This is a genomic window from Streptomyces sp. NPDC094034, assembly GCF_040303865.1.
Classification (GTDB): domain Bacteria; phylum Actinomycetota; class Actinomycetes; order Streptomycetales; family Streptomycetaceae; genus Streptomyces.
Window position 1 is genome coordinate 1 of sequence record NZ_JBEOUD010000117.1, and the last position, 1464, is coordinate 1464.

At 71.5% G+C, this 1464-nt stretch carries 2 protein-coding genes; one reads left to right on the forward strand and one right to left on the reverse strand.

The genetic code is table 11. The features are described 5' to 3' along the window. A partial coding sequence (locus ABTZ59_RS37055) for an alpha/beta hydrolase family protein (protein ID WP_351425937.1) occupies positions 1 to 1089 on the reverse strand: 1089 nt, incomplete at its 3' end. A gap of 122 nt (positions 1090 to 1211) precedes the next feature. Here ABTZ59_RS37055 and ABTZ59_RS37060 point away from each other — a divergent pair. Next, positions 1212 to 1464 (forward strand): TetR family transcriptional regulator (locus tag ABTZ59_RS37060; RefSeq protein WP_351425941.1); only part of this gene is annotated, 253 nt, incomplete at its 3' end.

Sequence of the window (1464 nt, forward strand, 5' to 3'; positions counted from 1 at the left end):
GGTGTGGGGGCAGGTCAGGGCGGCCTGGACGCGCTGGGGCTGGCCGCGGAAGAACTGGTCGTTCTCGGCGTCCAGGATGAGGGTCGGGCAGGCGATGAGTTCGGCGACGCCGTCGAGGGTGTAGTCGACGGTGCGGCGGATGTAGTCCGCGGCGGATGTGGCGCCGAAGGCCCATACGCCGTTGCGCAGGGCCCAGCGGAGCTGGGTGTTGCCCTTCATCAGGAGGTCGGCGACGGGGTTGGCGAGGTCGTCCCGTCCGGCCTCGACCCACTCCTGCAGGAACGGCGGCATCATGCGGGTGTGGGCGTCGTAGTAGTCGTAGAGGCCGTCGTCCAGGACGAGGGCGGCCAGGCGGTGGTCGTGGGCGGCGGCGCGGGCGGTGAGGTAGCCGCCGAGGCTGTAGCCCATCAGGACGAGCTGGTCGGGGGCTGTCTCCGGGCGGGTCAGCGCGTAGTCGACCACCGGGGTGACCACGGCCTCCCAGTCCGGGCGGAAGACCAGGTGCTGCTCGCGCAGCGCGGCTCCCTGGCCGGGGCCGTCGTAGGCGAGCACGTTGTAGCCGCGGCGCAGCGCGGCCGCGGCGACGACGAAGTACGCCTCCTCCAGGGTGGAGTCGAAGCCGCTGGTGAAGATGAGGGTGGGGCGGGGGGTGCCGGAGTCGTCTACGAGGAAGAGGTAGCCGGGCAGGCTGCCGCCCTCGTAGGGGATGCGGACGGCTTCGACGGGGGTGTCCAGCAGCGCGGCGGCGGCGGCGAACGTCTCGCGGGAGAGGGCGGACAGGTGCTTGACCTCGGGGTCGTCGGCGGGGTCGTCGCGGCGGTAGAACTCGGCGGTGCGGTAGTAGCTCGAGGCGCGCAGCAGAGCTTCGCGGGCGCTGACCCGGTGTCCCTGCGCCAGGGCGTGGGTGCCTATCGCGTGGACACGCTCCGCGGTGCTCTTCCACTCGCGCAGCCACGCCTCTTCGTCGCCCTCGGCGATGTTGTGGGCGGTGGCCACGACCTCGCCGAGGTCCGCGCCGCCTTCGTTGGCGAAGCCGGCCGCCCGCAGCGTCTCGAAGGAGAAGGACTCGTCCTCGAACAGGAATCGCATGATGCACCTCAAACGGTGGTGGCCGACATTTACCGAGACGGAACGGGTCCGTCTCGTCTGAGGAGAACGTTAGCCCCGTCTTAGTCGAGACGCAAGCGTTCCGTCTGGTGTACGTTCAAGGCATGCCCAGCTCACCCACGCCACCCGCACCCCAGCCCGACGCCCCCGCGCCCGCCTCCGCGCCCGCGCCCGATCGGCGACCGCCCGGAGGCCCCGTCCTCCAGGACTCCGTGACCGAGGCCATCGCGGCCGCCTTCTTCGAGGAGCTGGCGTCGACGGGCTACGCGCGCCTCTCCCTGGAGGCCGTCGCCAAACGGGCCGGAGCCGGCAAGGCGGCGATCTACCGCCGCTGGCCGTCCAAGCTGGAGATGACCG